The sequence below is a fragment of the Crocinitomicaceae bacterium genome, assembly GCA_016708105.1.
In the GTDB taxonomy this organism is placed as follows: Bacteria; Bacteroidota; Bacteroidia; order Flavobacteriales_D; family Crocinitomicaceae; genus JADJGJ01.
Genome location: JADJGJ010000001.1, coordinates 96322 through 122942, shown reverse-complemented (window position 1 = coordinate 122942; position 26621 = coordinate 96322). Strand labels below are relative to the sequence as shown.

Here is a 26621-nt window from a genome sequence, read left to right as displayed (position 1 = left end):
AACACACGCATAGATAAATTTTTACCCAAAATAAGAATTAAAAATAAAATTCTTTTGTTACTTTCTCATTTCTCATTCATTCAACTAGTAAACACCTCAACTATTTGTTATGAAACCATATTCACTTATACTCCTGATCATGCTCGCAGGAATTGCAAGCGCTCAGACAACAAGATTTATTGACACCTACCAGAAAGAAAGAGGCACATTCAAAACACTCAACATTCCCATGAGTTTTGATTCTGACAGCATCACCAAAACCAAACCGGGAATTACCATTGGGCAAGTCTATCGGATTGACTATGTTGCAAGTTCTTTCAGCACTAAAATTGATTCTTACCAAAAATCATTAGATGAAAAAAGATGGAATAGATTATTTGATTTCACCGGTATAGATAAAACACAAGTAGGTGAATGCAATGTTTTCTATCAGACCTCGGCAACTACTGAAGAAGAAGCCACAAAATTATTTCATGGGTTCATTGTTTATTTTGATGAATCAATGGAGGTAGTTTTAGGTAGATCTTCAACATCTTTTTCAGGATTAATTTCAACCATTGCTGATAGAACGGTAAACGCAACAACTGAATCTATTTCGCTAACAAAGCCAAAAATTGTGGATACCCTGACGGTTGGAAATATCACATCACAACAAAAAGCAACCTACACAAAAGAACTTTCCGTGGATAATGTTATTGTGCAATGGGATTATGATTCAATTGGTCGTGATAAAAAATACTATAATGCGCGATACGTACTTACAAAAGTTGGAGCAGGTGTTTTTACAGCGTATAATGCGCTTAGTGATTTGTCAGTTATTGAAATGTTGAGACGAATCAAAATGGATAAAAACACATTAATTGTTACTGATTTGACCGGAAGCATGTATCCATATTACTCTCAATTAGTTTTGTGGCACACCCTGCGAATGAATACAACAAAAAAAGAGCATTACGTTTTTTTTAATGATGGAAATGAGATGAGTGACGAAAGCAAAAAAATTGGTTCAACCGGAGGCGTATATTCAGCTAAAACCAATGATATTTTGACTTTATTCAGAACAATGGAAACATGCATGTCTGCAGGAGGTGGTGGTGATACTCCTGAAAATAATTTTGAAGCTGTTTTAAATGGAATAGAGAAATATGACAGCATCACCAAGGTAATTTTAATCTGCGATAATTTTGCGGTGCCTCGTGATACCAGTTTGCTGAAAAATATTACAGTTCCAATTGAATTTGTCATGTGCGGCGCCTCATTAGGTATCAACACCACCTATCTAAATCTGGCAAGAGATTCAAAAAATAAAATTCACACCATGCAAAAAAGCTTTGACAATTTACACTTGAAAAAAAATGGAGACAAGTTTAGTATCGGTACACGCACGTTTATTATTTATAAAAACAAGGTGACAGAATTCAGGTAGTGATAAATGGATGAACACAACGTTGAAATTCTCATGCAATAGTGAGATACGCCATGGAAATGGATTGAGAACCAATATCACACCCTTGAGGGAGCAGAAGGCGCTGCTCCCTTTTTATTTTTCTTGCTTAATACGTTTCTCAAAGTTTTAGTTTGAGAATCTTGTGTATTTTGAATAGCGGCATCTTCTGAAAGTACGTAACTACGCAATTTGCGGAAATCAATAAAATATTAGAACCCTGCGGAAATCAATAAATTTCTATAAATAGATCTCTTTACATTCGGTATGAAATTTAAACTATAAAGAAATGAGAGAAATTTCAAGAAATTATATTTTTACATGGCTCTTGCCTTTGATGCTAGTTTGTAATTGGAACTGGTCAATTGCGCAGGTTCAGATTGGTTTTAGTGCGGGTTATCTTGAGAGTGATTTTTTTGAGAAAGAAAAAAAAGAGTGGCATTTAATTAATATTAATCTTTTTGGAGAGCCTTACAAACCATATTATTCATTTTCTTCAAAATCTGATTATGGATTCAATGCACAATGTTTTATTCGAACCCGATTTACCAAGCATTTTGATTTTGTTTTGGGTTGTGATTATATCTATCGAACTGCGACATTTAATGAGGAGTATTATTCTTCTTATAGTTCAGTGCGTGAATTAAGTACAACAGAAATTGAACTTCACGGTCTTTATACTAAATTGTTGTACGAATTTCACGTGCCTATTGGTAAGTGGGAATGGTATTTGAATTGCGGATTATATTATGGAAAAGTGTTCAAGGGAAATTTTGACGGAGTTACTGAAAGATATGTTACTTATAGCAATGGTTGGAATACTGAACAAACATACACACAGATCTATTTCAATCAGGATACGGGCAATAAAAGTTCTTTAGTGAGAAATGAATTGGGTTGGTTGTGTAATACCGGTATCATCATTCCGTTGTATAATAGATTTTATTTAAACTCAGAACTTGGTGTAATGACAAATTATGGGCGAATACATGGAGGCGATGTTGCTGTGAGGCAACCAGAATTAATCAAAGTGAGAAGTTTTAATTTCAATGTTGGAGTATCAATAAAACTTTGGGATAAATCAGAACGCAGGTAATTATATTATTATGATTTTATAGAGATAATCCCAAATTATAAAAATCAATAGAAGGAAAGAATTTACGCATCCGAATTTATTCTCGGAAATTTCAAATGGGCTATTTTTCTTGCTTAATCAATTCCTCCACCTTCTCCACCATATTTTTTGAACCGGCAAAATAAGGAGTGCGCTGATGTAAACCGGTGGGTTCAATATCCATGATGTTGCGGTGTCCGTCACTTGCTTTTCCTCCGGCTTGTTCAATGATAAATGCCAGCGGATTGCATTCATACAACAACCTCAGTTTACCTGCCGGTGCATCAGTAGTTGAAGGGTACATATAAATTCCACCTTTCAATAAATTGCGGTGTACATCAGCTACCAAAGAACCAATGTATCTTCCGGTGTAAGGGCGTTTGCTTGCAGGGTCAATATGTTTGCAATATTCAACGTATTGTTTCACACCTGCACTGCAGCGGTTGAGATTTCCTTCATTGATAGAATAAATTTTTCCCTGTTCAGGCATTTTCATATTGGGGTGCGATAAAAAATATACACCAATTCCGGGATCATACGTAAACCCATTCACGCCATTACCTGTTGTATAAACCAGCATGGTTGATGAGCCATAGATCACATAACCTGCACAAACTTGTTTGCGACCCGTTTGTAAAAAATCTTCAGCGCGCACTTGATGTCCAACCGGAGTAATGCGATGATAGATACTGAAAATAGTACCAATGGATACATTGACATCAATATTAGATGAACCATCAAGCGGATCCATGGCAATAACATAACGCCCGTCATTGTTGATTGGAATGTATTCATCATTTTCTTCTGAAGCAATTCCGCACACTACTTTACGGTGAGTAAGTGCCTTAATCATTTGGTTGTTGGCAAACACATCTAACTTCTGTTGCTCTTCACCTTGCACATTCATATCACCGGCTGAACCCAGTATGTGAGACATCAAACCCGCCTTATTCACTTGTTGATTTACTACTTTGGATGCAAGTCGGATAGCACTGAGCAGACTTGAAAATTCTCCGGTTGAACCTGAAAAATCTGATTGTTGCTCAATAATAAATTCTCCAAGGGTTTTTACATTCTCCATAGTGATTTTGCTAGATTAGCTCCAAAAATAGTGGGTTTTACTGAAAGGTGAACTATTCGGCTCGTGTTTTTAGAACACCGGCAGGATTTACTAAATTTGCAACATGACAAATTTGAAGCGCATTTTTTTCACGTGCCTGATCTTCATCTTTTATATTGAAGATCTCAAATCACAGTGCAGCATGTGCAAAGCCATAGCAGAAGAAGAGGTAGAAGAAGAAGGTGCAACCGGTATTAACGCCGGCATTCTTTACATGATGGCCATTCCGTACATCATCGTTTTTATTGTATTCAGAAAACCCATCATCGCTTTTTTCAAAAAATTATTCAGTAAAACTGAAAAGAAGAGTGCATAAAAAAACCGCCTGAATTTCAGAGCGGTTTCTTTAATCGGATATCAAGGATAAATTATTTAATCTGGTTTGGATTGTTTTTCGCCATTTTATTGTACTTCGCTTGTCTGTACATCCAGTAAAGGAATCCACCAAAACCGCCAAACATAACTACTTTCCAAAATAGTTCACCGGTTGGCTCAAGGGTGGTTTCAAACAACCAGTAAAAACCATCTCCAAGGGCGTAGAAAAAATCTGCGAAACTCATAACAGTATATAATAGTGATGAGCAAATGTAATAATTATTTGCACTAATTTTACTCCGTGCCGGTAAATTTATATAAATCCAAAACGCCCGTTGCAATATTCTCACTTCCTGTGATTATTGCCTTGGCATGCGCGGGTATGCTATGGAATGTACCGGATGAACCGGTTTGTTTTTTCAACTGGCAAATGGAATTAATGCAGGATATTCAAGGAATAACCTGGTTTAATTATTCCTTAACTGTACTTTTAATTTCAGTCAACGCGCACCAAATCAACAATGTATTTAACCGGAACAGTTTTTTTACCCGAGATACTTTTTTGCCCGGTTTCATTTATGTATGTGGTTTGATTTCTTTTAATACCCTCACATTTTCACCGGCCTTGCTTGCGCATTTGGCTTTGATTGGGGCTTTGGCTTTTCTGTTTCAGATTAAACGGCAAGATTCAGCCAAGGCTCAAACTTTTGCAAGTGGTTTATTGATTGGTATTGGCTTGATATTTAATCCGCTGTTGGCTTTGTGGGTCATCGTTCCGTGGATTACCCTGGGAATTATTCGTCCTTTTTCATGGCGTGAATGGCTCATTGCTTTGCTAGGAATTGCACTGCCATCTTTTTATCATGTCTGTATTCACTTTGCTGTAACCGGTTTCTGGAGCATTCAAACAGCAAGCTTCAAGCTCATAGAATCTGAATTTAATCCTTCCTTGTTTGAACAAATTGCCTACGGTTTTGCCCTGTTGTTGTTACTCATTGGCTCACTTGGGTTTATTGGCGTCATGCGTTCGCAGGTAGTGAGCTTCAAAAAAACATCTCAAATAGTACTTTATATTCTTTTGCTTTCGCTGATTTCGTCTATCGTGTCTTGGTTGATGTTCAATCGGTTTGACTGTTCATTTTATTTACCTGCTTCGTTTGTTTTGTCAGTTTACCTGCTCAATACACGATTTGGATTTATGATGGATATGCTCACCATTTTATGGCTGATTGCCGGTTTATTGATGATATATTTTGGGTGAACATCTAAGGTGTTTTTTAATCATGAACAAGACACTCCAACGACAAGAATTCATTCGATCATAAGAGTCTTTGATAAATGAACCTTGAGTGTTCAGAAATTTACTGCGCTCATTCTTGGTTATTGACTAACTTTGCATATCAAAATCTCAAAGAAATGAAATTTGGCGTAGTTACTTTTCCCGGTTCAAATTGTGATGAAGACATGGTTTATGCGCTGGGTACTTTGCTCGGACAAAAGGTTGAACGTTTGTGGCATAAAGATCAGGATTTAAAAGGATGTGATTTTATTGTATTGCCGGGCGGTTTTTCGTATGGTGACTATTTGAGATCCGGTGCTATTGCGCGTTTTTCTCCAATCATGCAAGAGGTAATTGCACATGGTCAGCGCGGCGGTTACGTGATGGGTGTTTGTAATGGTTTCCAGATTTTGTGTGAAACGCCTTTGCTTGAGGGTGCACTCATGCATAATAACTCTCGCAAATTCATTTGCAAAAATGTTTTTCTGAAACCAATTTCTAAATCTGCGGCAATAACTAAAAGTCTTGATCACAATAAGGCATTTAAAATTCCTATTGCGCACGGTGAAGGTAAATTTTATGCACCTGATGATTTACTCAAATCAATGTACGATAATGATCAGATTCTTTTCAAATATTGTGATGAACAAGGAAATATAACCGATGAATCAAATCCAAACGGTGCGTTAGACAATATTGCCGGCATTACCAATAAAACAAAAAATGTGTTTGGCATGATGCCGCACCCTGAACGTGCAGCTGATGAAAATTTATCAAATACAGATGGTAAATTGATTTTTGAATCTATTCTGGCGAATTTGAAATAATTTTCTCGCTATTTCATTCTCAATGCTCATGGCAATGCACTTCATAAGTGCCGGTTGAGTCAGTGTAACCATTTGCTTCAACTTCTTCTAAATTTTCATTACAATATTCCCCTAGTTCAACTTCTGCACCGGCTTTATCATAATGACATTCATGACATTTATTGCATGCACTAAACAATACGATTACTGAAACCAATGCAATGATGGTAAAATATTTTCGTGTTTTCATATTATTTGTTTTTAGTAGTGAGTCGTTTTTCAAAATTGTATTTTATGCCAAGATAAAAATTGATACCCGGCATGCTGAGCCCAATATTTTTGAGTCTTGACAAATGATCAACATAATCAGTATTCAAAAGATTTTTCACACCAACCTGAAATAATACGGGTTGATGTTTTGTTATCCATTTAAAATTTAATCCAAGGTTTATCAGATGATACGCTGAAGTGGGCGTTTCAAAAGTGGTTACTCTGTTCTGTGCAAAATAAAAATAGTGTTGTACAACAATATCAGCAAGTGAAAATTTCTGATGACTGTGTAATTCAAATTTCAATTGTGTATTGATTCTGTTTTGCGGTATCAGGGGCAATGGTGTTTCATTTTGTTGCTGCGCATAGATATATGAGAAAGATGACTGAATATGTAACCAATGTGCAAAATGCGGATGCAGGTGCAGAGAAAAATCTCCGCCAAATAATTGTGCTTTCTCACTTTGACTGTATTGATAAACCGGAAAATTTTCAATCAGGGTATCTTGAGGTGATAGAAAAATATAGTTGTTTATCTGATTAAAAAATGGATTAAAAATAATTTCAAGATGATCATAATGTGCGCCTATTGAAAAATCAATTTGTGTTGCATATTCGGTTTTAAGATCCGGGTCTCCAATGGTGTACCTGAATGTCCCATGATGTATGCCGTTAGCCAATAGTTCTGATGTGTGCGGCGCACGATAACCGCTGGAAACGTTTACTCTGAAACTTAATGAATCAGCTTGATAAGCAAGACCGGCTGAGTAATTAAAACTTTGATATTGTTTGTTAAATGCGTCAAAACCATTGAACGGTTCTTTCGTTTCAACGTTACGCAAATCAAATCGCAAACCGCCTTGAAAAGTCAGATTTTTGTGCTCAAATAAAAGCAAGCTGAAAAGTCCTGCATCAAAACTGGTATTATCCGGAATCAGCGTCTCTTCAGCTTTTGGGTTGTTGTGATTGATTTGATACATGCCTTGACCGCCAAGAATAAATTCAAATTTTTTACCTAATTCTTTTTTCCATTTGATAGTACCTACACTATTGGTTAATCGCAAATCCATTCCGGGAATAGTATATTTTTCTTCAAACTCTCGCAGATGATTCATGGTATATCCCAACAAAATTTCAAGCGTGCTATTTTCAAAATAGAATTTATTTTCTGCCGATATAAAATGATTGGTAATAAACTGGTGTGGCAGCGTTTTTAGCCAGGCCGGTTCAGTGCTGTAGAAAAGTTCAGCATACAGGCTATCATCATGCGTATGACCCGGGAGTCCAACAAAGCTAGATACAAGACCATAATGCAAATTACCTACCCAGAATTTTTTATTATAACCCAGAGAAATTTTTGCGGCAGATGATGAAAACCGCGAATCAAAAATTCGGTATCCATTGGGCATTATATAATCACCCTGAAAAGAATGTCCCCCGAAAAAATTTAGCTTCACTCCGTTTTTATTCCATTTCAATCCAATTTTATTAGATGAACCTAAACTGTTAGATTCAGATTGACTTTGAACATATCCTTCAAACGAATTGAGATGTGCATACGGTTCATTCACAAAATAAAGTACACCTCCCAAAGCATCACTTCCGTATAATAAAGATGCGGGGCCTTTTATTATTTCAACGGCATCTACACCCAAATCAGTTAATCCCATACCATGATCATCTCCCCATTGCTGATTTTCAATTCTGAGCCCGTTCAAATAAGTTAGAACGCGTGTGCCACTTAAGCCGCGAATGACGGGTTTTCCAATTCCCGCACCCAAACTACTAATATATACACCCGGAATATTTACAATGGCATCAGAAAGTGTCATGTTTGGAATTCTGTTCAATTCATTGATGCGACGCCATTCAACATTTGTTACATTCTCTTGTTGTAATTTTCCAAACGGAGTTGATACAATAATTTCATCCAAGTGAATATGCGCTGACGTTAAAAAAAACACCACGGGTTGAGTCATATTCATTGATGCGGGAAAAGTAGACGAACCATACCCCACGGCTGAAATTTTCAAGCTGACCTCAGACGATGGAAAATTTTGAAATTCAAAATATCCTGCGCTGTCCGTAAATGTTCCGTTAGAAAGTTCATTGATAAAAACCGTAGCAAAGGGCACAGGCAGCTGAGTTTCTACATCTAATACACGACCCTTGAAAGTTTGGGCTTGCACACCAAATTCAACAACCAACAAAATAACCAACCAGAATATTTTGTATTTTTGAAACATTGTTGCAAATATAAATCTCTTTTTGCAATATTGTTGCATTTGGAAACAAAAAATATTTTATCAGAAAAAGGATTGCGCGTTACAGACTTCCGCTTGCAGGTTCTTGAAGTATTCAAGCGTCATGAAAATGCCATTGACACCGAACTGCTTGAAAATTCATTAGAAGAATTTGATCGCATCACCTTATACCGCACGCTAAAAACATTCATTGAAACAGGCATTATCCACGAAATTGTGATGCCCGGCGACACCAGAAAATTAGCCCTCTGCAAAGACGATTGTCACGTACATGAAAACGGACACGAACATCAACACCTCCACTTCAAATGTGAAAACTGCAACCAGGTTTTTTGTTTAGAACTCAAAGAATTCCCCGTAGTAAAATATCCAAAATTCAAAATTCATCATCTTGAAATATTGGGCAGCGGCTTGTGTGAGGGGTGTAGGTGAGATTTTTTTCCGTAGGCGCAGGTCGCAATCATCACGTTCTTCCCGTAGGCGCAGGTCGCGACCTGCGCCTACACCAACGTGAATATTTTTGAGACCTGCGCCTGCGCTGACGTTGAATTATAATTTTCAGGATTTTTTCTGATATATTCTGACATCCAAAAAAATTCGTTATCATCTCTGATAATATGATCATAAAACGAGCGTTGCCAATTGAATGAAAATAATCCCGCCTGGTGAATTTGTTTTGACACGGTTGTTTTATATGCGCCCATGATTTCTGATAAGGATTTTATTTTTTGTTGATGATTGATGTTTTTATTCTGTTCATCACGTTCATCCGGTAGGCGCAGGTCGCGACCTGCGCCTACACCAACGTGAATATTTTCGCGACCTGCGCCTACATTGACGTTTTTTGTTTTGCGATCTGCGCCTACAACGATCGAATCATTTATTTCAATTATACCATGAATATGATCAGGCATAACAATAAATTCATGTAATAAAATATATGGAAAATTTTGGTGTAACCAGAACCACTGTGTTGAAGCAATTTTCCCATAGTTGTTTAAAATCATTTTTCCGTCTAATACTTGTCCAAATGAAGGCATTCGATGTTTTACAACAGACGTTACAAAAAAGCAATTATTATATGTATAATCAAAATCTTTCAAGCGCGGAGTGGTACACGTTCTTCGCATAATTAAATTAATTTAAGATGAATCGTTTTGATATTGTGCATCTGCAAGAACTGCAAATACGTTTTTTCGTTTGACGCAGTAAAATTAATAAAAATTAAATACGATCAATGGAAAATTGTCTTCTCGTTCATTACGTTCATTACGTAGGCGCAGGTCGCGACCTGCGCCTACACCAACGTGAATATTTTTGAGACCTGCGCCTGCGCTGACGTTGAATATTTTTGAGACCTGCGTCAACCCATATTGACTATTGAATCAACTTCCTTTTTTCTGCTTCAAACTCTTCTTTTGATAATTCACCTTCCCTATACAATTTGTAAAGGCGTTGAATTTTACTATACGTGTCATCTGACGCAAGTGATTCGTCTTCGGGTATTGAATCAAGCGTATTTGATTTAGGCTTATTTTTTGTTTTCGTTCTGGAATTGTTTATTATGATCACCATGATGATAACAGGAGCGGCCAGTATGAGCAATGACAATAAACCCTGAACAGGACCAAGAACACCCAACAAAACCATACTCATTTGTCAATTTTTTTTGAATTCATTCCATCATTAGTTGATCTCTGCGATGGGTTAATGTCAAATATATATCCTTTTATTAGATTGCAGTGTAAGCATTCTTCCGTAGGCGCAGGTCGCGACCTGCACCTACACGAACGTGAATATTTTTGAGACCTGCGCAAACACAGACGTTGATATTTTCGCGACCTGCGCCGACACCAACGTGAATATTTTTGAGACCTGCGCCTACACCAACGCGCATGCATCTCTCAATCCAAAATCTCAATACAAACCATTTTTCTACCTTTGCGGCATGCAGCGCACTTTTGCAAAATCATGGAGCGATTACGAATTGCTTGACGCGGGTAATTCAAAAAAATTAGAACGGTGGGGAAATGTCATCACCATTCGTCCTGATCGGAATGCATTTTTTAAACCGGCTTGGTCTTTTGATGAGTGGAAAAAATTGGCGCAGGTTGAATTCATAGAAAAAAATTCTTCTGCCGGCGAATGGAAAATGTTAAAACCGGACGTGATTGATCAGTGGAAAATAAAATATCCGTTCTCATCTCAGCATATTTCGCATGAGTTGATTTTGAATTTAAAACTCACAAAATTCAAGCATACGGGTCTATTCCCTGAACAGCAAGCCAACTGGGACTTTGTTGCAAATGTGGTAAAAAGCGGAGACCGGTTTTTGAATTTATTTGGTTATACCGGAACGGTTTCTTTAGTTGCCAAAGCCTGCGGTGCTGAGGTGTTTCATTGTGATTCTGTTAAGCAAGTAATTCAATGGGGGCAAGATAATATGCGTGATTCAAATTTGGATGGCATTCATTGGGTGTTAGAAGATGCGGTGAAGTTTGCTCAACGAGAAGTGAAAAGAGCCAATAAATATCAATGCATTATTATGGATCCACCTGCTTTTGGTATTGGTGCCAACAAAGAGCGATGGAAAATTGAAGATAAATTTGCGGATCTATTGAATCTGGCCTCCCAGTTGATTGAACGCGGTGGAGATATTATCGTCAACACGTATTCGCCGCGGCTTACTGATGTAGAAATTAGATCGGTTTGTAATGCCTTGCCCGGAAATTTTAAACTTGAAATCACCAAACTGGCAGCAAACACTACATCGTCTAAAGTGCTTGATTACGGCGAGTTGACAAGGTTGAAAAAAATTTAATCAGGTGTCAGCAGAATTTGAATCATATTTTCAATCTACCTTTGTTTTGCAATAAGGGATTATGTCTACAAAATCGAATTTGCGATTTTTTATTCTTCCGCTAATCACGGTTGCCATGTTCTTCCTTGGAGGACATGTAGAATCAACACATACCAATCACACTGTCAAGCAGCATAATGAATTCTATTTAGTGCTGCATTATCAATCAACCAATCCTTTTGATCAGCCTTTCAAAACACATAAGGATGAAGAAATAACATCCATTGAAGATGAGCGTACAGATGATGATGATGTTCGTTCATTTGGCTTGTGTCATGTGTTCACCGGACTTGTTCACGATTCTAAAAAGCAAGCGCAGCATGCGGATAAATTAATTGAATACCGACATGCGTTTCATGTTATTCCGGTTTATCTTCTGAACCGGACACTACTCATTTAGCATTTTCAAGCGCGTTTATTTTTCTGTATAACTGACCACGGGTTTCAGTTATTCTGCGCTTATTCTTTTTCATTTCCCGGTTGCTCATCTTTTTTTTGGATGAGTTCTATTCAATTGAATAAAAAATATCATGCAATCGTCATGTTTTAATGAAGAACATCTACTTCATGAACTACGGCACTATTTGCCGGCTCAGGCGCCGTTGAAAGATTTTGTGCATCACAATACCCTGCATGAATTTCAGCACTTGAATTTTCATGACGGCGTGGTGCAGGCTTCGCGCATGTTTGGATATCGCGTGTATCTTTCACTTCATGAGTATCATGTTTTGCTTAGAAAAAATGAGATTAAAAAAGAGATACTCCAACGCTCAATTCAAAAATTTAAAGGAGATAAAAATGCAACTGAACTTGAAACAAAACTTCTAGCATGTACTGAAGGAGAATACCTAAGTCAAAAGGTTGGTAAATTGCGCGCCCATTGGAAAAATCAATATCATTTTGATCTCAATGGCAGAGTTCATGTAAACGTGTTCAGGTTGTTGAATAGTTACCTTGATCAAGGAGTGGCGCTTTGGAAATTTCCATTAACCAATACCGGATTATTAGAAGCTGTTCGTCAATTAGAAAAAGAAAGTTTTTCAGGTTTTTTTAGAACTGAACGAGGCAAAAATTTATTGCATGACTCATCCGTCACGATTGAAAAACTTTTACAAATTTTAGTTGGAGATTCTGCATTATTTGAACACTATGTTTTTGATCAGCAGTTTGAACATCCCGGCTGGTCAGGTCTTGTAGCAACAATTGAAACTCAGCCTCAAACCTTACTTGACCAGCGAAAAATTACGCTGAAAGATTTAGTATTGCTTGAGCTCATGTTAGAGATTGATACCCTTGATCACCGTTTTGGTAACAAGTGGAAATCGTTGTCAGAAACATTAACAGAAAAACCGCAAGGTATTTTTGACCCAATCCAATTGAGCGAAACAGAATTGTATTATCGCATTTGGCAAGATGCCTATGAGTGGTCATATTATGATGCCGTGATTGCCGGTTTGCAAACAGATAGATTAACACCTGATTTGCATGAGCGTGATTTGCGCTTTCAAGCCATGTTTTGTATTGATGACAGAGAGATGACGCTGCGTGAGTACATTGAAAATATTGAACCAAACTGTGAGACATTTTCAACGGCAGGTCATTTTGGAATAGATACTTATTTCAAACCCCAAGGAGGAAAATTCTATACCAAGATTTGTCCGTTGCCGGTAAATCCCAAACATATCGTTTGTGAAAAAGCTGATCAATCAAAACAGAAAAAAGATTTGCATTATAACAAGCGCACTCATGGATTATTTGCAGGTTGGTTGATTGTTCAAACCGTAGGCTTCTGGAGCGCTCTGAAACTTTTCATGAATATTTTCAGACCAACTGTATCACCCGCCTCAGCATCTTCTTTCAGGCACATGGATTCTCAATCAGAATTAGAGTTAGAAAACCAAAACCCATCAAACAAAATAGATGATTTACAAATTGGATACTCTATAATTGAAATGACAGACAGAGTGGAATCCGTGCTTAAAAGTATTGGTTTGGTTCATCAATTTGCGCCGCTGATTTATGTGATTGGTCATGGTGCTTCAAGTACAAACAATACACATTTTTCAGCGTATGATTGCGGTGCTTGTTCCGGTCGCCCGGGATCTGTTAATGCACGTGTTTTCAGTGCAATGGGGAATCATCCACTGGTGAGAAAAAATTTAGCAACGCGTGGAATAAATATTCCGGATACCACGCAATTTTTAGGTGGTTTGCATGATACCACAACAGATGAATTTCATTTCTACGATGCACATAAACTGACAGAAACCAATCAGCGATATCATCATCAAAATTTAAACACATTCAGACATGCGCTGGATTTAAATTCAAAAGAACGATCACGAAGATTTGATTTAGTGAACACCAAACGAAAAGCAGAAGATGTGCATCAACGTGTTAAATTGCGCGCCGTTTCGCTATTTGAACCGAGACCAGAATATAACCATGCGACCAATACGCTTTGCATTGTGGGCAAAAGATCATTGACTCAAAACTTGCATTTGGATCGTCGTGCATTTTTAAATTCGTATGATTATGAAATTGATCCTGATGGAAAATGGTTGCTCGGAATATTAAATGCAGCTGCTCCGGTTTGCGGTGGTATAAACCTGGAATATTATTTCTCACGCATTGATAATCACAAACTGGGGGCAGGTTCAAAATTACCGCACAACGTGATGGGGTTAATTGGTGTAGCCAACGGCATTGAAGGAGATTTGCGGCCGGGATTACCTCAGCAAATGATTGAAATTCATGATCCGTTGCGATTGTTGTTGGTAGTAGAACATCAACCTGACGTTGTTTTAAACACCATTAAAATAAATCCTGCTACATACGAATGGTTTATCAATGAATGGATTCATTTAGTAGTGGTTGATCCTGTTTCAGAAGAATTCTATGTATTTACCAATGGTCAATTTTTGCCTTATTCATGTTTGACCAAAGAGGTTTTAGCAGTAGATAATCTGGAAAAACTAGTAGAGAGTACATCAGAAAATTTACCGGTATTCACGTTAAAACAGGGAGCGCTATGAATAGCATGATTGCATTACTCATTTTGATTCCTCTGTGCGGATTTGCAGTGAGTCTGGTTGTTCCAAAAACAAATGAAAAATGGCTTGCCTTGATTTCTTTTAGTTCAATTGGCATTCACTTATTGCTGGCAATAGGTTTCACATTTTTTTGGTTATTGAACGGACATCATCCAATTAATATCAAAGAATTTTCAGTGTATTCAAATGAAGATTATAGTTTTTTTATTGATCTCTATTTTGATAAAATCACGGTAGTTTATTTGCTGGTTGGTTGTCTGCTTGCTTTTATGATTACCATTTACAGCAAGTATTACATGCATCGTGAAGAGGGGTATAAAAGATTCTTCAACACGTTATTGTTTTTCTACCTTGGTTACAACATCACCATTTTTTCAGGCAACTTTGAAACACTTTTTATAGGATGGGAAATTTTAGGAGTCTCATCGTTTCTCCTGATTGCATTTTACCGTGATCGTTATTTGCCGGTAAAAAATGCCTTCAAAGTTTTTTCAATTTATCGTGTAGGTGATATTGGATTGATTCTGGCCATGTGGTTAAGTCATCATTTATGGCATCACAACATAACCTTTCTTGAATTGAATAATCATGCTGAGGTTGGTTTGCATTTGCATGAACACACATGGGTTGCGCTGTTCATCACCTTGTTTGTGTTGCTTGCTGCCATTGTGAAATCTGCGCAGTTTCCGTTTTCATTTTGGTTGCCACGCGCCATGGAAGGCCCAACTCCGTCAAGTGCAATTTTTTACAGTTCACTTTCCGTGCATATTGGTGTATTTATGTTGTTGCGCACGTTTCCTTTTTGGGAGCATTTGCCCGTGGCACGCATTCTGGTTTTTATGGTTGGTTTGATCACAGCTGTTCTGTCAACTTTTGCAGCCCGGGTGCAATCATCTGTGAAAGCGCAGGTAGCGTATTCATCCATTGCGCAAATTGGAATAATTTTCATTGAAATTGCGTTTGGATTTGAAATTCTTGCATTGATTCATTTTGCCGGAAATGCATTTTTAAGAACCTATCAATTGTTGGTTTCACCATCTGTAGTGACCTATTTAATTAGAGATCAATTCTACAATTTTCAACCGCGTGATGAAGTGAAGAACAAATTCTTTTCAAAGCGTATCATGAATACCATTTATCTGATGAGTTTGAAAGAATGGAGTTTAGATTCATTATCATTCTATTATTTGTGGGCACCTATGAAGCGAGTTGGAAATGCCTTACGTTTCATCAATCCAAAAACGGCGCTTGCTGTATTAGTACCACTCTTTTTTGCAGGCTGCGTTTTGTTGTATTATCAAAATGAATTTTCTGAATCAACAAGACATTTTTTCTCTGCACTTTTTAGTGGAATTGGTTTACTACTCAGCTTGAAAGCATTCATCAAAAGAAATGATGCACGCTTTAGTTGGTTGCTTTTATTTCAGAATCATTTTTGGATTGCCTTGGGGATTACTTTCAATGAACATTTCAGTTATTGGGACACGGTAGTATACCTAAGTGGCGTTCTAATTTCAGGTATAATTGGATACCTTGTGTTAGCCTGGTTAGGCAAACGTGAATCAGGATTATGTCTCAACAGATTTCAGGGACACGCCTACGAATATAAAAAAGCTGCTTTCATTTTTCTGCTTGCTTGTTTAGGCATGGCAGGTTTTCCAATAACACCTTCTTTCGTGGGGGAAGATTTAATATTTAGTCATATTGAAACGCATCAGGTTGTTTTGTTGGCCTTGGTTGCATTGAGTTTTGTTATTAACGGCCTTGCATTAATACGCATTTTTTCTCGCGTATTTATGGGGCAACATGTAAAATTGAATCATCCCGTTCCGGGACGATCAGCATAAACAAATAGTAATTATGAAAAAAACATTTTTAGGAGATTTACTTTCAGGATTGTCTGTAAGTTTTGCTGCGCTGGCATTAGGTGCGGCGTTTGGTGTCATGTCCGGTCGTGGTGCATTTGCCGGTATGATTGCGGCAGGTATCATTCCCATTATGACCGGTTTATTTGGTGGTACTCGCTTGAGTGTATCTGGCCCAACAGGTCCAATGACTGCAGTAAGTGCGGTTGTTGTGGCTTTTGCTTATGATAATTTTACCGGTGATAAATTATTGGCAGAACAATTCATCACGTTAGTTTTTCTAATGACGGCAGTTGGATTAATTATTGCCGGGGTTGTGCGATTGGGTAAATTAATTGAACTGGTACCCAAAAGTGTAATACTTGGTTTCATGAGTGGTATTGCCATGGTTATTTGGGTTGATCAATTTAAAATTTTATTCGGCCTTGGTGGCAAAGTGCAGCCGGGTGGTAATCCGATAATAAATTATGTGCTTGCATTTGGTACTTTTTTACTCATCATTCTTTTGCCTAAAATTTTAAAGTGGTTGAAAGTTCCTAAAAATATTGCACGTTTTGTTCCTGCTACTTTAACCGGAATTATCATCATGACTGTGATTACCGTGAGTATGAATTTTGGTGTTGAAAATATTTCTTTGGGTGCCTCGGTAGGTTCGTTTGGTGAATTTAAAAATCTGGTGATTTCTTATTTTCCTTCTTCAGATATTTTTACCTCAGAATATCTTTGGATGGCCTTGCCTTATGCGTTGCAATTAGTGGTACTGGGATATCTTGATTCATTGCTTACCGCATTGATTGTTGACCACCTCACCAAAGAAAAATCAAAATTAAATCAAGAATTAATTGGTCAGGGCATAGCAAATGGAGCCGCTGCAGTGTTAGGCGGAATACCCGGCGCGCAGGCAACGATACGTTCAGTACTAATTTATCAAGAGGGAGGACGAACAAGATTGGCACCAATCTTAGCAGGTGCATTCACTATTTTAGGTTTTCTTGTTTTTAAAGATTTATTGGTTCTGGTTGCCTCTTCAGTTTTTATTGGTGTATTGATTAAAGCAGCGCTGGATGTTTTTGAACGAGATTTTCTGGTTGCCTATTTCAAAAACAAGTGGTTTAAAAATCGTGAACGGAACATTCAATTTATTTTTATCATGTACACTATGTTGCTCACGGCTTTTTATGATTTGAATGTTGCCGTTATTAGTGCCACCGCATTGTTTTATATCTGCAGGGCCCTATTCAAAATAAAAGACATTGAAGATAGTTTTGCAGATGGGCAATCACATGATATCATCAGTGAAGAAGGGCTTGGTGACGGTGCAGAAAAATAAAGATCGGCCGGTGCGTGAGTTTTTATCACGCTACATATATAAGGCGTAAAAGATTTTTTTATAGCCTGATGCCTATCACACATACATCATCAATTTGCTCTAGGCTACCCATCCAATTTTCCAGCGTGTTGTTTAAGATTTCTTTTTGTTCACGCATAGATAACGGCGCAATTGTTTGGATTAATTCATTGAGTGCTTTATACCTGAATTTTTTTCCTTTGGGGCCGCCAAACTGATCAGCGTAACCATCGGTATAGAGGTATAAAATATCTCCGGGATTATACTGAAGAGAATAGGTTGTAAATCCTTCTTTTTTCTCACTCACACCAACAGGCATTTTATCTTTTTTCAATTCCATGATTCCGTTATTGGTAAACAGAAGCGGAGCATTGTTAGCTGCCGAATAGGTGATGGTTTTTTCTGCAGAATTAAAGCAAACCAATATTCCGTCAAATCCATCTTTTTGTCCGTCTTTTCCCAGATTTTCAGTCAAACGCAAACGGGCATGATTAAAAATTTCATGTGGTTCCAAAATATTTTTTTCAGTGATCGCTTCATTGATAAACGAGATGTTCAGTAAACTCATAAAGGCGCCAGGCACACCATGGCCTGTGCTATCACAAACAGCCAAATAAAATAGATCAGTGTTTTGCGATTGATGTTGGTTTTCTTCAGCAAATAATGATTCATCTAATTTTTTTGTTTGTCGCGCTGCGCTATTTCCTACCGCTATTGCCCAATAAAAATCTCCACTTACAATACTTTTTGGTTTGAATAATACAAAATGATCTTGCAAATGTTTTTGCAAAAGTTCTTCATGCGCCAGTAAGGTGAACTGTATTTTCTGCGCATAGTTTATACTGTCTACAATTTCCTTGTTTTTTTCTGCTAAAATTGTGCGGCTCTCGCTGAGTTCATTTTTGAATATGTAGACAACCCCAAGTGTAACAAACAACACTGAAAAAAGATTAATCATATAAATCACCATAGACATTGGAAATGGCAAGGCAGTTGATACATCGGTATTCATGCTCAGATACATTGAACACAGAAGACAGATTACCATGAATCCAACAAAAATGAATCCCTTTCTTATAGAAGGATAAAGCAAGACCGGTGGAACAGATATTACAACAAAGCCAAGATAAAAACCTGCCTCATGTCCGGTTAAAACTGAAATGAGTCCAAAAAAAAGTGCAACCAATAAAAACGTAAACACACGACCGATATTGATTCCAAACCACTTGTTGATAAAAATTGGAGCCGTAAAAATTAGGATACCCACCGCAAAAACAAGCGCCAACAAATGGTATCCCATGATGAAAAAAAACAAAGCATACGGCGCTACCACAGGTATTCCCAGAATACTTATTCCATTGAGCAAACGTATCTGCTCAGCCACAGCCGGAGGGGTTTCAGGTTTTATCCCATAACTCACCAGTGATAAAAATTTTTGTTTCATTCAGCAGATGGAATCTCCTTGTTTGATATTTTAAAACAAACATCGTCCTTTTTGTTGAATAAATATACAGAAAAGAGTTTTGAAATCAAGTCTAATTAAATAGTTGGGGCAGGTCGCGACCTGCCCCAACGCAATGGAATTCAATTTGCACCCCCGTTAAATACAAGATGCCATTGCATAATAACAGATAACGATTAATGTGATGATGAAAATTTCAAATCAGATTTATTCACACGATAAACAATCAGTGAATTTTGTAGTTGAGTTCAATAAAATATCAAGCAATAACCCGTCTTTTGAAAAGTGCCGGAATCAGCGCAGCAATTATAAACACCATGATGATGAGTGTTACAAAAAATCCTGCCTGCTCAAAAATTGGCGAGCTGAATTGAGGATCAGCATTAAAAATCATATCTAAAAAAGCAATAGTTGTCATTACACCAAAGACACAATATCCATAGAGTATAGAACTTTTGATTTCTCTTTTATAGCGGATACGGTTTAGAAGATATACACTGCATGCAGTAACCAAAGAGTACATGGTGAGATATGAAAACTGATCAGCATTAAATACATTTCCAAGTATTATAAGCAGGACACCACCAAAAGCACCAAATAGCAGTGCCAGCGGAAGTAATTTGTTGAGTTCTTTTTTCAGGTAATCCATATTGTTGTCCCTTTCTGTTTGTTTAGACGTTTGTAATTTGTGCGTAGTTGGTTTGTTTTGATCTTTTAAGACTTCTTTAACATTTACTTCTACCAAATTAACGCCCAATTTTCGCTTTTATTGGCGCTATTGATTCAACCGTACCTTCTACCGATTTAACCCCCGGCATTTTCAAATCAACGTAGACCAATCTTGTTTAATATGGATGTCATTTTGATTAAATGGTAACCGATTATGGCGATACAATTATTCGCAATTAAGCTCTATCAATCTGTTTTTGTGTTATTTACACGTTAATAAGTTTTGTGTTCCTTGGCTTATGAAAAAGAATGTCTGATAATAAATTCAATTACCTTTAGCGGCATATTTCACTCATCTTTGCATGATACATCCGGATACCGAATTGCGCTTTATAAGTCCTGAAGTTGGTTATGGCGTTGTGGCTAAAAAATTTATTCCTAAAGGCACCATCACATGGGCTATGGATAAACTAGACCGAGAAATCACCCCCGATGAAGCGGTTAAAATGGGACCTGCCTATCTTGAAATTCTTGACACCTATTGTTACCGTAATAACAAAGGCAATTTTATTCTTTGTTGGGACAATGCCCGTTTTGTCAATCATAGTTTCAATTCCAATTGTCTAACTACTGCGTATGAATTTGAAATTGCCATTCGTGATATTCAACCAGGTGAGCAACTAACCGATGATTATGGATATCTCAATATCTCAGAACCATTCAGAGGTATTGATGAAGGCACAAAACGCAAAGTGGTTTATCCTGACGATTTGCTTCGCTATGCAGATGTATGGGACAAAAAATTAATTGCCGGACTTGCTCAATTCAACGAGGTGCATCAACCGCTCAAAAAATTTGTTCAGGATACCATTCTGAAAAAAGTTGACCGCATTATCAAAGGAGAAGTAGAAATGGATTCAATTGCAACATGTTATTTTGATCCTTCAAAAAAATTAAAACGAGTTGGTGAAAGAGTAAACACCAATGGACAGTTGCAGAAGAAATAACACAACAATATCTCCATCTTGTAGCAATAAAACATTACTGATTCTATCATGTTTTCTTTCAGAAGCACTTGAATTTTGACGTTCGATGTTCTCAATTTATACCATTCTTTGTTTCCAATATTTGTGTTTTTCATCTCTTTTTTATAGATTTGTGATGATGACAATTTAAAGTACCACTTTAGTTTATCATGATAAAATAAAGTATCACTTTACTTTATCATGTGTTTTTTACTTAAGTTACGGCTTGATAAAATCGTCGGTAAATCAATACATATCTATGTTTCAAAGAAAATTGAATTTTGAGGATGCCGGCCGTGAGTCACTCTTTCTTTGGGGAGCACGACAAACCGGAAAAAGTACATTGCTGGGACAACTTTATCCAAATGTCCTGATTTTTGATTTGTTGCTTTCGGATGTTTATGAAAAGTTGCAGAGAAATCCAAAATTGATTCGTGAAATGGTTGCTGCTGATGACTCAATCAAGCAAATTATTATAGATGAAATTCAACGAATACCTGAACTACTGAATGAAATACACTGGCTTATTGAACATAAAAAAATACAATTCATACTCAGCGGTTCAAGTCCAAGAAAAATTATTCGTTCAGGTTCAAACCTTTTAGGCGGTCGGGCATTGCGTTATGAATTATTTCCATTAATCAGTGAAGAGATACCTGATTTTGATTTGATCCGAGCTATTAACCACGGTCTGTTACCTCGTCACTATTTGAGTGCACAACCTAAAAAACTCATTGCTGCCTACATTGGCAACTACCTGAAAGACGAAATTGTTAATGAAGCTAAAATCAGAAATGTTGCTCAATTTTCACAATTTCTTGAAGCGGCCGCTTTCAGTAATGGCGAACTTGTGAATTACAACAATATTGCCACTGACTGTGGGGTTTCATCTCCAACCGTGAAAGAATATTTTCAAATTTTACAAGATACTTTGATAGGGAGATTTGTTCCTGCATACCAGAAGAAACCGAAACGACGCGTAATCACAGCTCCCAAATTTTATTTCTACGATATTGGAATTGTCAATCATTTGCTGAGACGCTCTAAAATTCAACCAGGTTCTGAAATTTTCGGTAATGCCTTTGAGCAATTCATATTCCACGAAATAAATGCGCACAGCAGTTATTCAGGCATAGATTATCCAATTGCATATTGGCGCACAGCATCACAACTTGAGATTGATTTTGTATTGGGTAATCATGAAATTGCATTGGAAATAAAATCTACTGACAAAATAAGTGAACGTCATGCAAAAGGGTTAAATGCCTTCAGTGAAGAATACAAAGTCAAGCACTCCATTATTGTTTGCAATGAAACTGTACCCCGCAAAATTGGAAATGTACTAGTTCTTCCGTGGCGACAATTTATTCAAAAACTTTGGGCTGGAGATCTTATTCATTAATTCTACGTGGAAATAAAAATCACTCCTCCGATTTGGAAAAATGGTTAAAGCATAATACCACAAACCTCATGTCAAGTTTTTTCAAAAAAAAATACCGAACCAACATACGCTGATTCGGTATACTTCAAAATATATTTAATGAATTTATTCTTTCACCAATTTAAGTGATGACAATCCATTTTCATGTTGAATGTTTACGAAATAAACACCGGCAGAAAGTGCAGATAAATCAATTTCAGAAACTGCTTTTGAATACACTACTACTACTTCACCTGTGATGGTGGTAATAGTGATTAAACTTACTCCTTGCAGTTGTGTGATGCCTTGCAATTGAACTATATTGTTTGATGGATTTGGATATAAAGTAACCACACCATTTTCTGATTCTTCAACACCGGTATAATCAATCAAGAAACAAGCAGATGTATCAACACAACCTGCATCTGTAACCTCAACAGCAAAATTTCCATTGCTTGGTGAAGTGAATGATTGATTTGTACCTGATGCAATAACTGCGTATGCATTATTACAATCTAACCATTGGTAGCTTGCTGCAGCCAAGTCTGCCGTAAGGATAACACCGGTTTGTGTTACACCTGCATCAACTGTGATGATAGTTAAATCTACTTCAACAATTGAATCACAACCAGCCACTGATGTTAATGTGTCAATATAATTTCCGGTTGAATCGTAGGTGTTAGCACCAACAGTAATTGAATAACCTTCACATTCTGTTTGGTTGATGTAATTGTAATCAATGTGGAAAATTTCATAAACCATATCAATACCGTAGTCAGTCCATGGTCCGGCTTCAGTTGCAGCATACTTCGCATTATTACCATAGGTTCCGAGTGTGGTTGACTCCCAAAAGAAATAGGCTGATGTATTTACTGCCTGAAATGAAATCCAATAGATGGTTCCGCCGGGTCCACCACATAAATTGAATGGTGTTCCAATAGTACATAAATGCGCATTGATATTAAATCCATAATTAGTGCCGACATAATTTGTAGCTATTTCTGAAAGTGAGGCAGTGTATGATGATACGATTGTTCCGGGCGCGCCGGCGTTATCATTAAAAACGGTGATTTCCATTGCTGACAAATCAGCCACGTTATCAGTAAAAAAATACGTCAAAACTTGATTGATATACCAACATTCTCCATCAGGAACAATAAAATTTTCTGCAATAACATAGTTGGTAGATGTACTGCTTAGATACCCATTTTCAAAAGCATTCCCTTCTTGCACATAACTGCAAGCGTTATAGGTTTTTGTCTGAACATCAGATTCAGTAACCGGGTTATTCACAACACCGGAAACATCTGTCACCGCTTGTTGAGCAGAAACTGAAAGCGCAACAAAGGCGCTCATAGAGAGTAGAATTTTTTTCATAAATTTTTTCAATTATTTCAGCACGAAGGTAAGAAACGCCTTCGATAAAGCGGTGAATAATGATGAACAGCATTGGATATAAGTCAATCCTGTTGATGTTTGTTTGTTTCTTCACAAAAAAAATACCGAACCAACATACGCTGATTCGGTATTCATCAAAAAGTATTTTACTCAAATTATTCTTTCACCAATTTAAGTGATGACAATCCATTTTCATGTTGAATGTTTACGAAATAAACACCGGCAGAAAGTGCCGATAAATCTATTTCAGAAACTGCTTTTGAATACACTACCACTACTTCACCTGTGATGGTGGTAATAGTGATTAAACTTACTCCTTGCAGTTGTGTGATGCCTTGCAATTGAACTATATTGTTTGATGGATTTGGATATAGGGTAACTACACTTTTTTGTTCATTACCCAAACCACTATCGTCTAACAAATAACACGCTGAAGTATCAACGCATCCACCATCCGTTACTTCTACCGCAAAGCTACCATTCACTGCTGAGGTGAATGATTGATTAGTTTCAGAAGGAATAACTGCATAGGCATTATTACAATCTAACCACTGATAAGATGCTCCGCCCAAATCAGCATTGAGTGTAAAACCAGATTGCGTTACGCCGGCATCAACATTGAATATAGTTAAATCTACTTCAACGATAGAATCACAACCATCTATTGATGTCAAAGTATCTACATAAAAACCTGTTGAGTTATACACATTGGTTCCCACAGTAACAGAAAATCCTTCGCACTCTGATTCAATGATGGTTGTTTTGAGTGCATAACCTAATTCAAAAACAAAGTTATCAGCAACTTCCATTGTCCATGGTCCGGCAGGTGTTGGAGCATTCACACCATTGTTTCCATAAGGTGATCCGGTATTTACCGTTTCCCAATAAAAATCAGTTGAACTGGTAGTATTCACAACCTGAGCTGAAAACCAGTAGGTACTGCCACCTGAAAGAACGATGTCATTATCAAGCGTCATTACATATTTATAAATACTCAAACCAAAATTGGTTCCCAAAAAAGTCATAGTAAAGTCTACCGGTAAAATAGTGTCAGCACCAAGTATTGAACCCGGTAATCCCGTATTATCTGCATAGAAATTCAGAATTATGGCCGTTGCATTTGCCGGGTCATAGGTAAAAAAATTGGCTTGCACTTCATTAATCAACCAATTCTCTCCAGCAGGAATAGCAAAATCATCTGCTGAAACAAGTGGGAACAGCACATTGCTGACACGTCCGTTTTCGAATGCGTTGTTCTCTTGCAAATACGAACAACTTGCATAGGTTTTTTGCTGTGAAACAACAATAGCCTCAGAAGGCTGTGCACTAGTTTCTGACAAACTTGTACTCTGTTGCGCATAAAGCGAGAGTACACCAATAGCAGAGAGTGTGAGTAGAATTTTTTTCATAAGATCGTTTAAATTATTTAAAGACAAAGTTACGGAGTGCATTAGATGAAACCGTGACTTTTGACGATGAATACGTGATATAAATCAACCATTTTACAATTCAATTGATTTTTCACAAAAAAAATACCGAACCAACACATGCTGATTCGGTATTCTTCAAAATATATTTAATGAATTTATTCTTTCACCAATTTAAGTGATGACAATCCATTTTCATGTTGAATGTTTACGAAATAAACACCGGCAGAAAGTGCCGATAAATCTATTTCAGAAACTGCTTTTGAATACACTACCACTACTTCACCTGTGATGGTGGTAATAGTAATCAAACTTACTCCTTGCAGTTGTGTGATGCCTTGCAATTGAACTATATTGTTTGATGGATTTGGATATAAAGTAACCACACCATTTTCTGATTCTTCAACACCGGTATAATCAATCAAGAAACAAGCAGATGTATCAACACAACCTGCATCAGTAACCTCAACAGCAAAATTTCCATTGCTTGGTGAAGTGAATGATTGATTTGTACCTGATGCAATAACTGCGTAAGCATTATTACAATCTAACCATTGGTAGCTTGCTGCAGCCAAGTCTGCCGTAAGGATAACACCGGTTTGTGTTACACCTGCATCAACAGTGATGATAGTTAAATCTACTTCAACAATTGAATCACAACCGGCCACTGATGTTAGTGTATCAATATAATTTCCGGTTGAGTCGTAGGTGTTAGCACCAACAGTGATTGAATAACCTGCACATTCTGTTTGGTTGATGTAATTGTAATCTTTGTGAAAAATTTCCATCACCATGTCATAACCAAAAAGAGACCATGGCCCGGCTTCATCCGGTGCAGAATAACAATTGTTGGCGTAGGTAGTCAAATAAGTACACTCCCAGTAAAAACTTGCCGACGAACAAACTACTTGAAATGAAATCCAATATTTAGTTCCGCCAACACCACCACAAAGTGTATAAGGGGAAGATAAACTAATAAAATGGTGATCAATGTTGAGCCCATACGCAGTTCCATCATATACCGAATTGATATCGGCAACAGGTATTGTTTGTAAAGCAATTAATGTTCCCGGTGCTCCGGCAGCATCATCATAAATTGCAACATCAATGGCAGTCATGTCAGCTAGATTGTTTGTAAAGAATGAAGCCATCACTTCATCAATATACCAACATTCACCATCAGGCACAGTAAAATCTTCAGAAATCACGGTAGCAAAAAGGGTACTGCAACCATAACCTTGTTGGTAGGAATTTCCTTCCTGCACATAACTGCAAGCGTTGTAGGTTTTTGTCTGAACATCAGATTCAGTAACCGGGTTATTCACAACACCGGAAACATCTGTCACCGCTTGTTGAGCAGAAACTGAAAGCGCAACAAAGGCGCTCATAGAGAGTAGCATTTTTTTCATAAGTAGTCGTTTATTTTTTTGCAAAGGTAATCAAGGAACAGGAACGATCACCCATAAGTTCATTAATAGACTG

The 26621-nt window shown here is 37.2% G+C and carries 24 protein-coding genes; 13 read left to right on the top strand and 11 right to left on the bottom strand.

What is annotated here, in order from left to right; all coding sequences use genetic code 11:
* Nucleotides 1–109: 109 nt before the first annotated feature.
* Nucleotides 110–1426 carry a hypothetical protein gene (locus tag IPH66_00475; GenBank protein ID MBK7127826.1) on the top strand — a complete coding sequence of 439 codons (1317 nt, stop codon included), beginning with the start codon at nt 110–112 and terminating at the stop codon, nt 1424–1426.
* 307 nt (nt 1427–1733) lie between these two features.
* The gene (locus tag IPH66_00470; GenBank protein ID MBK7127825.1) at nt 1734–2540 is read left to right on the top strand and encodes an outer membrane beta-barrel protein; all 807 of its coding nucleotides are present in this window, start codon (nt 1734–1736) and stop codon (nt 2538–2540) included.
* 100 nt (nt 2541–2640) lie between these two features.
* On the opposite strand, the gene fbp is transcribed toward IPH66_00470, so the two are convergent.
* Entirely contained in the window at nt 2641–3639 is a 999-nt protein-coding gene (gene fbp, locus IPH66_00465; GenBank protein MBK7127824.1) for a class 1 fructose-bisphosphatase, read from the bottom strand.
* Between the two features lie 112 nt (nt 3640–3751).
* On the opposite strand from fbp, the gene IPH66_00460 reads away from it, so the two are divergent.
* A complete protein-coding gene (locus tag IPH66_00460) occupies nt 3752–3994 on the top strand; it encodes a hypothetical protein (GenBank protein ID MBK7127823.1) in 243 nt (80 codons plus the stop codon).
* A 52-nt stretch (nt 3995–4046) separates the two neighbouring features.
* Here IPH66_00460 and IPH66_00455 read toward each other — a convergent pair whose 3' ends face one another.
* A complete protein-coding gene (locus IPH66_00455) occupies nt 4047–4238 on the bottom strand; it encodes a hypothetical protein (protein ID MBK7127822.1) in 192 nt (63 codons plus the stop codon).
* Between the two features lie 56 nt (nt 4239–4294).
* On the opposite strand from IPH66_00455, the gene IPH66_00450 reads away from it, so the two are divergent.
* On the top strand, nt 4295–5254 hold the full coding sequence (locus IPH66_00450; protein MBK7127821.1) for a hypothetical protein: 960 nt from the start codon (nt 4295–4297) through the stop codon (nt 5252–5254).
* Nucleotides 5255–5409: 155 nt separating this feature from the next.
* Nucleotides 5410–6099 (top strand): phosphoribosylformylglycinamidine synthase I, encoded by a 690-nt coding sequence (gene purQ, locus IPH66_00445; protein MBK7127820.1) that lies wholly within the window; start codon nt 5410–5412, stop codon nt 6097–6099.
* Nucleotides 6100–6118: 19 nt separating this feature from the next.
* On the opposite strand, the gene IPH66_00440 is transcribed toward purQ, so the two are convergent.
* Complete coding sequence (locus IPH66_00440) at nt 6119–6328, bottom strand: hypothetical protein (protein ID MBK7127819.1); 210 nt, start codon at nt 6326–6328, stop codon at nt 6119–6121.
* Nucleotide 6329: 1 nt separating this feature from the next.
* The gene (locus IPH66_00435) at nt 6330–8594 is read right to left on the bottom strand and encodes a TonB-dependent receptor (GenBank protein MBK7127818.1); all 2265 of its coding nucleotides are present in this window, start codon (nt 8592–8594) and stop codon (nt 6330–6332) included.
* A gap of 39 nt (nt 8595–8633) precedes the next feature.
* On the opposite strand from IPH66_00435, the gene IPH66_00430 reads away from it, so the two are divergent.
* Nucleotides 8634–9044 (top strand): transcriptional repressor, encoded by a 411-nt coding sequence (locus tag IPH66_00430; protein ID MBK7127817.1) that lies wholly within the window; start codon nt 8634–8636, stop codon nt 9042–9044.
* A gap of 68 nt (nt 9045–9112) precedes the next feature.
* Here IPH66_00430 and IPH66_00425 read toward each other — a convergent pair whose 3' ends face one another.
* Together IPH66_00425 and IPH66_00420 are read right to left on the bottom strand one after the other, a co-directional pair.
* Nucleotides 9113–9742 (bottom strand): hypothetical protein, encoded by a 630-nt coding sequence (locus tag IPH66_00425; protein MBK7127816.1) that lies wholly within the window; start codon nt 9740–9742, stop codon nt 9113–9115.
* Between the two features lie 247 nt (nt 9743–9989).
* A complete protein-coding gene (locus IPH66_00420; protein ID MBK7127815.1) occupies nt 9990–10268 on the bottom strand; it encodes an SHOCT domain-containing protein in 279 nt (92 codons plus the stop codon).
* A 292-nt stretch (nt 10269–10560) separates the two neighbouring features.
* Between IPH66_00420 and IPH66_00415 the strand changes: the two genes are divergently transcribed.
* From IPH66_00415 to IPH66_00395, 5 genes are all read left to right on the top strand, one after another.
* The gene (locus IPH66_00415; protein ID MBK7127814.1) at nt 10561–11433 is read left to right on the top strand and encodes a class I SAM-dependent methyltransferase; all 873 of its coding nucleotides are present in this window, start codon (nt 10561–10563) and stop codon (nt 11431–11433) included.
* Between the two features lie 61 nt (nt 11434–11494).
* Entirely contained in the window at nt 11495–11872 is a 378-nt protein-coding gene (locus tag IPH66_00410; protein ID MBK7127813.1) for a hypothetical protein, read from the top strand.
* A gap of 130 nt (nt 11873–12002) precedes the next feature.
* Complete coding sequence (locus IPH66_00405; GenBank protein ID MBK7127812.1) at nt 12003–14507, top strand: DUF2309 domain-containing protein; 2505 nt, start codon at nt 12003–12005, stop codon at nt 14505–14507.
* Nucleotides 14504–16372 carry a hypothetical protein gene (locus IPH66_00400; GenBank protein MBK7127811.1) on the top strand — a complete coding sequence of 623 codons (1869 nt, stop codon included), beginning with the start codon at nt 14504–14506 and terminating at the stop codon, nt 16370–16372. Before IPH66_00405 ends, IPH66_00400 begins: the two co-directional genes overlap by 4 nt.
* Before the next feature lie 13 nt (nt 16373–16385).
* Nucleotides 16386–17720, top strand: coding sequence for a SulP family inorganic anion transporter (locus IPH66_00395; protein ID MBK7127810.1), 1335 nt, complete (start codon nt 16386–16388; stop codon nt 17718–17720).
* Between the two features lie 58 nt (nt 17721–17778).
* On the opposite strand, the gene IPH66_00390 is transcribed toward IPH66_00395, so the two are convergent.
* Both IPH66_00390 and IPH66_00385 read right to left on the bottom strand, forming a co-directional pair.
* Entirely contained in the window at nt 17779–19182 is a 1404-nt protein-coding gene (locus tag IPH66_00390) for a SpoIIE family protein phosphatase (protein ID MBK7127809.1), read from the bottom strand.
* A gap of 277 nt (nt 19183–19459) precedes the next feature.
* Nucleotides 19460–19849 (bottom strand): hypothetical protein, encoded by a 390-nt coding sequence (locus tag IPH66_00385; protein MBK7127808.1) that lies wholly within the window; start codon nt 19847–19849, stop codon nt 19460–19462.
* 382 nt (nt 19850–20231) lie between these two features.
* Here IPH66_00385 and IPH66_00380 point away from each other — a divergent pair, with 382 nt between their 5' ends.
* Nucleotides 20232–20876 (top strand): SET domain-containing protein, encoded by a 645-nt coding sequence (locus IPH66_00380; GenBank protein MBK7127807.1) that lies wholly within the window; start codon nt 20232–20234, stop codon nt 20874–20876.
* Between the two features lie 277 nt (nt 20877–21153).
* Entirely contained in the window at nt 21154–22296 is a 1143-nt protein-coding gene (locus IPH66_00375) for an ATP-binding protein (GenBank protein MBK7127806.1), read from the top strand.
* 144 nt (nt 22297–22440) lie between these two features.
* On the opposite strand, the gene IPH66_00370 is transcribed toward IPH66_00375, so the two are convergent.
* From IPH66_00370 to IPH66_00360, 3 genes are all read right to left on the bottom strand, one after another.
* Nucleotides 22441–23691 (bottom strand): T9SS type A sorting domain-containing protein, encoded by a 1251-nt coding sequence (locus tag IPH66_00370; GenBank protein ID MBK7127805.1) that lies wholly within the window; start codon nt 23689–23691, stop codon nt 22441–22443.
* A gap of 176 nt (nt 23692–23867) precedes the next feature.
* Nucleotides 23868–25121 carry a T9SS type A sorting domain-containing protein gene (locus IPH66_00365; GenBank protein MBK7127804.1) on the bottom strand — a complete coding sequence of 418 codons (1254 nt, stop codon included), beginning with the start codon at nt 25119–25121 and terminating at the stop codon, nt 23868–23870.
* A 176-nt stretch (nt 25122–25297) separates the two neighbouring features.
* The gene (locus tag IPH66_00360; GenBank protein ID MBK7127803.1) at nt 25298–26548 is read right to left on the bottom strand and encodes a T9SS type A sorting domain-containing protein; all 1251 of its coding nucleotides are present in this window, start codon (nt 26546–26548) and stop codon (nt 25298–25300) included.
* Nucleotides 26549–26621 lie beyond the last annotated feature (73 nt).

Excerpts from the sequence above, each read along its gene's own strand:
- IPH66_00440 (MBK7127819.1), bottom strand. The coding sequence starts at position 6,328 with ATGAAAACACGAAAATATTTTACCATCATTGCATTGGTTTCAGTAATC.
- IPH66_00425 (MBK7127816.1), bottom strand. The coding sequence starts at position 9,742 with ATGCGAAGAACGTGTACCACTCCGCGCTTGAAAGATTTTGATTATACA.
- IPH66_00470 (MBK7127825.1), top strand. The coding sequence starts at position 1,734 with ATGAGAGAAATTTCAAGAAATTATATTTTTACATGGCTCTTGCCTTTG.
- fbp (MBK7127824.1), bottom strand. The coding sequence starts at position 3,639 with ATGGAGAATGTAAAAACCCTTGGAGAATTTATTATTGAGCAACAATCA.
- IPH66_00400 (MBK7127811.1), top strand. The coding sequence starts at position 14,504 with ATGAATAGCATGATTGCATTACTCATTTTGATTCCTCTGTGCGGATTT.
- IPH66_00385 (MBK7127808.1), bottom strand. The coding sequence starts at position 19,849 with ATGGATTACCTGAAAAAAGAACTCAACAAATTACTTCCGCTGGCACTG.
- purQ (MBK7127820.1), top strand. The coding sequence starts at position 5,410 with ATGAAATTTGGCGTAGTTACTTTTCCCGGTTCAAATTGTGATGAAGAC.
- IPH66_00420 (MBK7127815.1), bottom strand. The coding sequence starts at position 10,268 with ATGAGTATGGTTTTGTTGGGTGTTCTTGGTCCTGTTCAGGGTTTATTG.
- IPH66_00405 (MBK7127812.1), top strand. The coding sequence starts at position 12,003 with ATGCAATCGTCATGTTTTAATGAAGAACATCTACTTCATGAACTACGG.
- IPH66_00360 (MBK7127803.1), bottom strand. The coding sequence starts at position 26,548 with ATGAAAAAAATGCTACTCTCTATGAGCGCCTTTGTTGCGCTTTCAGTT.
- IPH66_00375 (MBK7127806.1), top strand. The coding sequence starts at position 21,154 with ATGTTTCAAAGAAAATTGAATTTTGAGGATGCCGGCCGTGAGTCACTC.
- IPH66_00475 (MBK7127826.1), top strand. The coding sequence starts at position 110 with ATGAAACCATATTCACTTATACTCCTGATCATGCTCGCAGGAATTGCA.
- IPH66_00435 (MBK7127818.1), bottom strand. The coding sequence starts at position 8,594 with ATGTTTCAAAAATACAAAATATTCTGGTTGGTTATTTTGTTGGTTGTT.
- IPH66_00380 (MBK7127807.1), top strand. The coding sequence starts at position 20,232 with ATGATACATCCGGATACCGAATTGCGCTTTATAAGTCCTGAAGTTGGT.
- IPH66_00390 (MBK7127809.1), bottom strand. The coding sequence starts at position 19,182 with ATGAAACAAAAATTTTTATCACTGGTGAGTTATGGGATAAAACCTGAA.
- IPH66_00415 (MBK7127814.1), top strand. The coding sequence starts at position 10,561 with ATGCAGCGCACTTTTGCAAAATCATGGAGCGATTACGAATTGCTTGAC.
- IPH66_00410 (MBK7127813.1), top strand. The coding sequence starts at position 11,495 with ATGTCTACAAAATCGAATTTGCGATTTTTTATTCTTCCGCTAATCACG.
- IPH66_00365 (MBK7127804.1), bottom strand. The coding sequence starts at position 25,121 with ATGAAAAAAATTCTACTCACACTCTCTGCTATTGGTGTACTCTCGCTT.
- IPH66_00395 (MBK7127810.1), top strand. The coding sequence starts at position 16,386 with ATGAAAAAAACATTTTTAGGAGATTTACTTTCAGGATTGTCTGTAAGT.
- IPH66_00455 (MBK7127822.1), bottom strand. The coding sequence starts at position 4,238 with ATGAGTTTCGCAGATTTTTTCTACGCCCTTGGAGATGGTTTTTACTGG.
- IPH66_00370 (MBK7127805.1), bottom strand. The coding sequence starts at position 23,691 with ATGAAAAAAATTCTACTCTCTATGAGCGCCTTTGTTGCGCTTTCAGTT.